This is a genomic window from Candidatus Methanoperedens nitratireducens, from assembly GCF_900196725.1.
Classification (GTDB): Archaea; Halobacteriota; Methanosarcinia; order Methanosarcinales; family Methanoperedenaceae; genus Methanoperedens; species Methanoperedens nitroreducens_A.
Window position 1 is genome coordinate 1 of the sequence record NZ_FZMP01000121.1, and the last position, 6544, is coordinate 6544.

At 46.5% G+C, this 6544-nt stretch carries 8 protein-coding genes; 4 read left to right on the forward strand and 4 right to left on the reverse strand.

Going from position 1 to position 6544, the window contains the following annotated elements; genetic code table 11:
- Window positions 1–128: 128 nt before the first annotated feature.
- The 4 genes from MNV_RS19590 to MNV_RS09080 form a co-directional block, all read right to left on the reverse strand.
- Window positions 129–266: a hypothetical protein gene (locus tag MNV_RS19590; protein ID WP_179293903.1), complete on the reverse strand. Its 138-nt coding sequence runs from the start codon at window positions 264–266 to the stop codon at window positions 129–131.
- The gene (locus MNV_RS09070; RefSeq protein ID WP_096205393.1) at window positions 256–1065 is read right to left on the reverse strand and encodes a class I SAM-dependent methyltransferase; all 810 of its coding nucleotides are present in this window, start codon (window positions 1063–1065) and stop codon (window positions 256–258) included. The genes MNV_RS19590 and MNV_RS09070 overlap by 11 nt, the downstream gene beginning before the upstream one ends.
- Window positions 1065–2294, reverse strand: a complete 1230-nt coding sequence (locus MNV_RS09075; protein WP_143311710.1) for a helix-turn-helix transcriptional regulator — start codon at window positions 2292–2294, stop codon at window positions 1065–1067. Before MNV_RS09075 ends, MNV_RS09070 begins: the two co-directional genes overlap by 1 nt.
- Before the next feature lie 335 nt (window positions 2295–2629).
- On the reverse strand, window positions 2630–3379 hold the full coding sequence (locus tag MNV_RS09080) for a tRNA (adenine-N1)-methyltransferase (protein ID WP_096205397.1): 750 nt from the start codon (window positions 3377–3379) through the stop codon (window positions 2630–2632).
- A 47-nt stretch (window positions 3380–3426) separates the two neighbouring features.
- Here MNV_RS09080 and MNV_RS09085 point away from each other — a divergent pair, with 47 nt between their 5' ends.
- From MNV_RS09085 to MNV_RS09100, 4 genes are read left to right on the forward strand one after another with little or no spacing between them, the layout of a single operon-like run.
- Window positions 3427–3795, forward strand: a complete 369-nt coding sequence (locus tag MNV_RS09085; protein WP_179293904.1) for a hypothetical protein — start codon at window positions 3427–3429, stop codon at window positions 3793–3795.
- Between the two features lie 54 nt (window positions 3796–3849).
- On the forward strand, window positions 3850–4839 hold the full coding sequence (gene cofG, locus MNV_RS09090; RefSeq protein ID WP_096205401.1) for a 7,8-didemethyl-8-hydroxy-5-deazariboflavin synthase CofG: 990 nt from the start codon (window positions 3850–3852) through the stop codon (window positions 4837–4839).
- A 38-nt stretch (window positions 4840–4877) separates the two neighbouring features.
- On the forward strand, window positions 4878–5951 hold the full coding sequence (cofH, locus tag MNV_RS09095; protein ID WP_394336536.1) for a 5-amino-6-(D-ribitylamino)uracil--L-tyrosine 4-hydroxyphenyl transferase CofH: 1074 nt from the start codon (window positions 4878–4880) through the stop codon (window positions 5949–5951).
- On the forward strand, window positions 5948–6496 hold the full coding sequence (locus MNV_RS09100) for a methyltransferase family protein (protein ID WP_096205405.1): 549 nt from the start codon (window positions 5948–5950) through the stop codon (window positions 6494–6496). Before cofH ends, MNV_RS09100 begins: the two co-directional genes overlap by 4 nt.
- Window positions 6497–6544 lie beyond the last annotated feature (48 nt).

Here is a 6544-nt window from a genome sequence, read left to right on the forward strand (position 1 = left end):
TAAGAACGGGGAGATACGATATGCATTATAGAGACTTTTCAAACGTTAATTTTGCCCCGAAGGGGCTTTCTTGAAAAATAGCAGTTATAGGCAGTGTCTCTGACGTATCTTTATGCTCAAATCGCTTCTCAAAATTCAAAATTGCCAATCTCTTTGGAAATGTCTTTCCTTGGCTTGCCGATGGCGATATCTAAGACATCCCCCTTTTTATCAAAAAAGAATTTCAGCTTTTTTTCCATGAGATTTCGCCTCTTTTTATCCACCATCAATTCTTCCTCCCCGACACAATAAAAAACCGCTCCCTTTTGCCATCCATCTCAACTGGGTCAAAAAAGCCGGAAATCCCCCTTCTTTAACATGCGGGTACGCTCCGATATATGTAATCCCATTCTTCTTAAACCACCCCAGCACCTCGCCCACCGAATGATAGCTCTCATGGGGATTGACGTATTTATCGGCGACGTATGCTGTCTCATGGACGCTCCTTAATTTTCTCCTGTAGATTGATTTCTCGACGTATTCCAGCCTTTTGTCGATATCAGTACCAGCCCTCAGCCCTATCCACATCCTGGTTACCCTGTGCGCCAGCCGCCCGTATTTGTTATAAAGCCCCACGGTTACCGTCCCTCCCGGCTTGCACAGGTCTGCAAGTGATGCGAAGTTCTTATAAGGGTACCTGGTATGGTGCAGCGCACCAAGGCAAAAGACGTGGTCAAACCTTTTTCCTGTTCTGAACTCAGCAAGGTCGCAGTGCTCGAACTCAACAGGCAAATGGAATCTTTCCGCAAGCTGCATAGCTTTCTGGAGCGAAGAACGGCACAGATCTATAGCCATAACATTCGCGCCGTAATATGAGAAATAGCACGCCTTTTCCCCTGTGCCGCAGCCTGCGTCCAGTATCTCTTTTCCCGAAAGCGAGTCCGGCTCCAGCCCCGCAGTGTCAAGGATCTTTCCCATCACATTGGCATGGAGCTTGCTAATGAGGTCGCGTTCGGTACAGATGGGGAGAGAGGGGTACGGGAATTTCTCGTACAACCGGTTCACTGAAAGAGCGATTTTGTCCATTATTCTTTTTTGACCGCCAGCCGTATAATATTCTCTTTACCTTTCTTTATCTTGATGACTTTCCCATCATCTTTCATCTTTGCAAGAACGATACTTATCTTGGACTTTGAGAGTCCGCTATCCTTGACTATATCGGATTGGTATGCCTGTCCGCCGCATTTTGTCAGGTATCGCTCTATCATCTCCTCATCGCTTAAAAATTCCTCTGGCAGGTAGGGGAACGGCGGCTGGGATATATCGTCTTTGACACTTTCAGTTTTGATATTATCCGCCGGAGTTGCATTAATTCCAGCATCGCCTGCCTGAGATGTGGCGATTCCATTATTATCTATTTGAGCGGTTGCTTCGGCTCTGGCTTTGTCCGGCTGAACGATGCCAGCACCGGGGCTACCTGTCTGCGTCGCATTATCATTACCATATGTCCTTAAAGCGCCGGTTCCGCTATCGTTTGTCCGGACAGTGTCTGCCTCGATATTCCCAGTCCGAGGCGTCTCATTTTCGTCGCTGTCCGTTAAAACCGCACTATCTTTTTTGCCGCGAGAGCGTCTCCATTTCCAGGTTACGAGTAAAGTGCCGGATATCAGGATGACTATAGGGATCACTAATGTAGCAGTGGACAAAGTAAAAGACGATGTGTCCTGGTCAACAACAGCAGGCTTGAGCACAAGGAACGGCTCTCCTTTACCGAAACTTTGACCATTCCATATCAGGCTATTTTCCACTTGTTTATCAAACTTGGGAGATACACTCTGCACCTCAAAACCTGATGGGATCTTGATGATAAGTGTACTGTCCAGAGAAAAGACGCTCCCTTCCGAAAAGGTATCGCCTATTAAAATATTCCCTGAATATGTGCGTGAAAAATTTTTCCATTCAAAACTGTACACGATAATTCCAGTTACGCTTGATAGGGTTCTTTCCGTGCCATAGGAAATATTGAAATCTCCAATCTTCATGGAGCGATTTGAGCTGTTTTTAGCAGAAAGTAGCAATCCGTCCAGATCGCTTTTAATCTGGTTCTGGTATCGTGATATATTCTGTCCCTTCTTTATCATTACCTCCCATTCGTTTAATTCAGACGCGGTGAGAGGCATACGCTTTTCGACAGTCCATAGAGCATCTCCATTTCCGTGTATATCAATCGTGAACACGTTTTGGTCAGAAACCTGCGCTGTTGAGACCTGCACCCATAACATTAAAAAAATAATGATAAATACCGCCTTCGTCATCAGTACAGCACTTGACGGCATTAGTAATAAGATTTACTACTATCCAGTAATTTTGAAAAATCCAGCCGGTTTGAAAAATTTTCCAGTTCCATGCCGGAGGCGCTGTAAGGAGGCATCAGCGCCTCGCCAGGAGATACACAACCGTATCGATATATTTTTTCCAAACATAAACATGACTACAATTCCTAATGTTTTCCTGGGTTTTAAATACGTATAGATATTTGTTATGGTTTAAAATTGTTTATAAAACGTTATTTGTTATTTTACTAATCGTATGATATTTTCTTTGCCTTTTTTTATCTTTATAATCCGTCCATAATTTTCCTTACTACTATTCAATACCTTGCTATCGTGATAAAACCCGTATGACCAACCCTCGCTGTTGCCGGGCGGGTCCCCCTGTCTGTAAATGATATTTCACGCTCGATGGTCTCGATGGTCTGTACCTGGGAAAAACCGGTTTTCCCGATCGCCTCCCTGATCTCTTTTGTCTGTTCAAAAAAAGGCGAATATACGGCAAGAAAACCTCCGGGATAAATTACCTGCGGAACATAAGGTATCACCTGTGATGAAACGATTGTATCCAGGGTTATTACATCAAATCTCTCATCCAGTTTCTGGATTTCCGCGACTATATCCCCGTGTCGCACCTCAACGTTGGAAAGCCCCGCAAGAGCTATATTCTGACGCGCAATCCCTATAAATTCCTCCCTCTGCTCATAAGATACTACCTTTTTTGCGATCCCGCCAAGATATATGGCAAGTATCCCTGAGCCTGTGCCCGCATCCAGTACATGATCTGAAGAGCACACTCCGGTGTTCGCAATGATCACCCCGATGTCCTTGGGCATCATGGGCGCCCCGCTGCGCTTTGCATGTTTGAAAAAATCTGGCGCCTTTGGTTTCTGGATAACGAACTCAATACCGAGATGGGACTTTACCATATCGCCGGGAGACTTTGTCCTGAGTTCTTCGAGTTTTATTATCCCGAGGTCGGTATGCAGTTCTCCATCGGCTCTGGTAAAATACTCTTTTATCTTTCCTTTGTAGAATGTTTTCAAAATTATCGGGGTTTCCATAGCCATCCGTCTGGCTAATATAGAAGCTGGTAGATAAAGAATATGTAATGGTTATGGATCACGTCAACATCAAGGGCAAGAAATACTTAATGGATACACTGAGGCTTTTAACAGGTAATAAGGAGCCGGACGTCGAAAACGTCCCGGATAACATCCTTATTATCGCACAGGCTATAGACGAACCTGATGAGCTGCCGTATCTTATAGAGACGATAAAATCGATGAATATCGAGAATATGGACAGGTTCAGGTTCGTATTATTCAGGGTGCAGATAGATTCGCAGTTGCACATGAACGAGGACCTGATGAGATACCAGAAGCGGCTTTTTGTGTCCCAGGTGATCGAGAAGCTGCTTTATGAGAAGGTATTTTTCGCTGAGGAAAAAGAGGATGATGATGAAGGCGAGGAACGTGACGGATAAGAGAAAATTAGCATTTTTCGACATCGTTATGTACATCCGGTACAATTTCAGACTATGGCTCCCCCATTTGTCACGTTCTCACGCAATGTTTTCATCCCTCTCACCAATGTTTGCAGGAACAAATGCGGCTATTGCGGCTTCAGGCGCGACATGGGACACCCTGAGGCAAAACTTCTCTCGCCCGTCGAAGTGACTGATATACTTGAGCGGGGTGCGCGCGCCGGATGCTCCGAGGCGCTTTTTACGTTCGGCGAGCGACCTGAGGAGGTTTCAGGCTTCATGCCTTTGCTCAAAGCATCAGGATACGGTTCCATTATAGACTATCTTATTGAGCTATGCAAACTCTCTATAGATATCGGTCTATTACCCCACAGCAACCCCGGCATACTTGAAAAAGACGAGCTTGAGGAACTGAAACCGTATAATGCCAGTATGGGACTAATGCTTGAGACCGTGGGCACCGTTGATGCCCACGAAGGCTGCGCCGGGAAAGTTCCCGAAAGTCGCATTGAAACCATTATGGATGCCGGAGAACTCGGCATCCCTTTTACCACCGGGCTCCTTGTAGGCATAGGTGAAACGTGGGATGACCGGGTGCGCTCGATCCGGGCTATCAGGGACGTTCACGAAGAATCCGGTAATGTCCAGGAGGTAATAATCCAGAACTTTATCCCCAAGCCCGGGAGCAAAATGGCTTCCTGGCATGCCCCGGGGATCGGGGAAATTATAAAAACCGTTTCGATGGCAAGGCAGAACCTTCCTGAGGATGTGGCGATACAGGTGTCCCCGAACCTGGTAAACCCGAAAGAACTGGTGCACTGCGGTGCAAGCGACCTTGGCGGCATCTCGCCTGAGACCATTGACCACATCAACCCGGAGTCTCCCTGGCCTGATATCCGGAAACTCCATGACATGGTTTGTATTCCTTTGCGGGAGCGGCTGCCGATATATCCGCAGTACGTTAAGAAAAAATGGTACAGTAAAGAAATTGAGCCGTTAATCCGCAAACTTTCTGATGCAGAAGGATTTCGGAAGACATATTAATAAGTATTACTATATGCCTGCAAACTTCAGGTGGTAATATACAGCTATTACAAAGTATTCAGAACGATGTACAGTGCCGGGTTGAGGCAGGAAAGTGCACTTTGCAGGATGCATTGGATCTTTATAAAGCTCCGTCATTTCTCTTTTCACTTGCGGACACGCTCCGCAAACAAGCAGCAGGAGATAAGGTCACCTATGTTATCAACAGGAACATCAACTTCACGAACATATGTACCGGAACATGCAAATTCTGCGCCTTCCGGAAGCATGACGGGTATATACTATCCATCCCGGAAATCCTTGAAAAAACAAGGGCTGCCGTTGCACTCAATGCTACGGAAGTCTGCATCCAGGGAGGGCTTCTTCCGGACTGGGATGTTTCCAATTACTGCGAGATCCTTGAAAATATCAGGGAAGAGTTCCCGCAACTGCACATCCATGCGTTCTCTCCCATGGAAGTGTTCCATGCCGCGCGAAACGGCAACATGAGCGTGAAAGAAACGCTTTCGTGCCTGAAAAAATCAGGGCTTGGCTCGATGCCGGGCACTGCGGCTGAGATACTGGTTGACAGGGTCAGGGAAGAGATATGTCCGGATAAACTAACAACACATGAATGGATAGACGTGGTCAGGACAGCACACAGGTCCGGGATACCCACAACTGCGACAATAATGTACGGGCATATCGAAACTCTTGAGGAGCGGATCGAACACCTCGTAGTAATACGCGAGTTGCAGAAAAAAACTGGCAGGTTTACTGAATTCGTACCCCTTCCTTTCATGCCGTCCAACAACCGCCTTGGGACGGGACTGCAAAGCTCAAACGAAGTTGAAGACATGAAATTCCATGCGCTTGCAAGGGTGTTCCTGTACCCGTATATCAGGAATATCCAGGTAAGCTGGGTCAAGCTCGGCAGGAAACTTGCGCAGTCGGCATTGAACTTCGGCGCCAATGACCTTGGCGGAACGTTGATGGAGGAAAATATATCAAAGAGCGCAGGCGCGGCTAACGGCGAGTATATGGCGCCGGCGGAGTTTGAGCAGTTGATAAGAGGGATTAACCGGGTGCCGCAGCAGCGCGATACGCTGTATAATCCGGTTAACGGGCTATGATAAGTTATCTTGAGTTCATCCTGATAACTTCATACATGGTGCTCACTTACCACATAATCGCTCTCAAATATAAAAAATCCCGCATTTTTCCGTATTTCAGCCGTATTTCAAGAATATTCCTCGTATCCATCCATGCCTTCATTGTAATAACAAACATACTTCTTTACTTCTGGCTCATATCAAAAGATTTCAATCCCGTATCGGTTGTTTTTTCAGCCCTCGGAATCATATTATTTACCGCCGGATTATTCATCATCTACTGGGGCAGCTATTCCCTGCGAAAAGCGGTTTTCGTCCCTGAAAATAAGCTTGTGACAATGGGTGCTTTTGCCCGTGTGCGCCATCCCATGTACCTCGGTGGCATCATCGGCGCGTTCGGGCTTGCACTGTTCGCCGGTTCGTTGCTGGGATTTATATATTCGTTCATCCTTGCTCTAGTATTATCCTATATTGCCGATTCGGAAGAAGAGGATTTGAGAGCAAGGTTCGGACAGGAATACGTCGAGTACCAGATGAAAGTACCAAAGCTCTTTCCTCGCATCTGATAGCAACATTGCGCCCTGATCAGTACTTCCGATCGGTCGTAGTTCCGA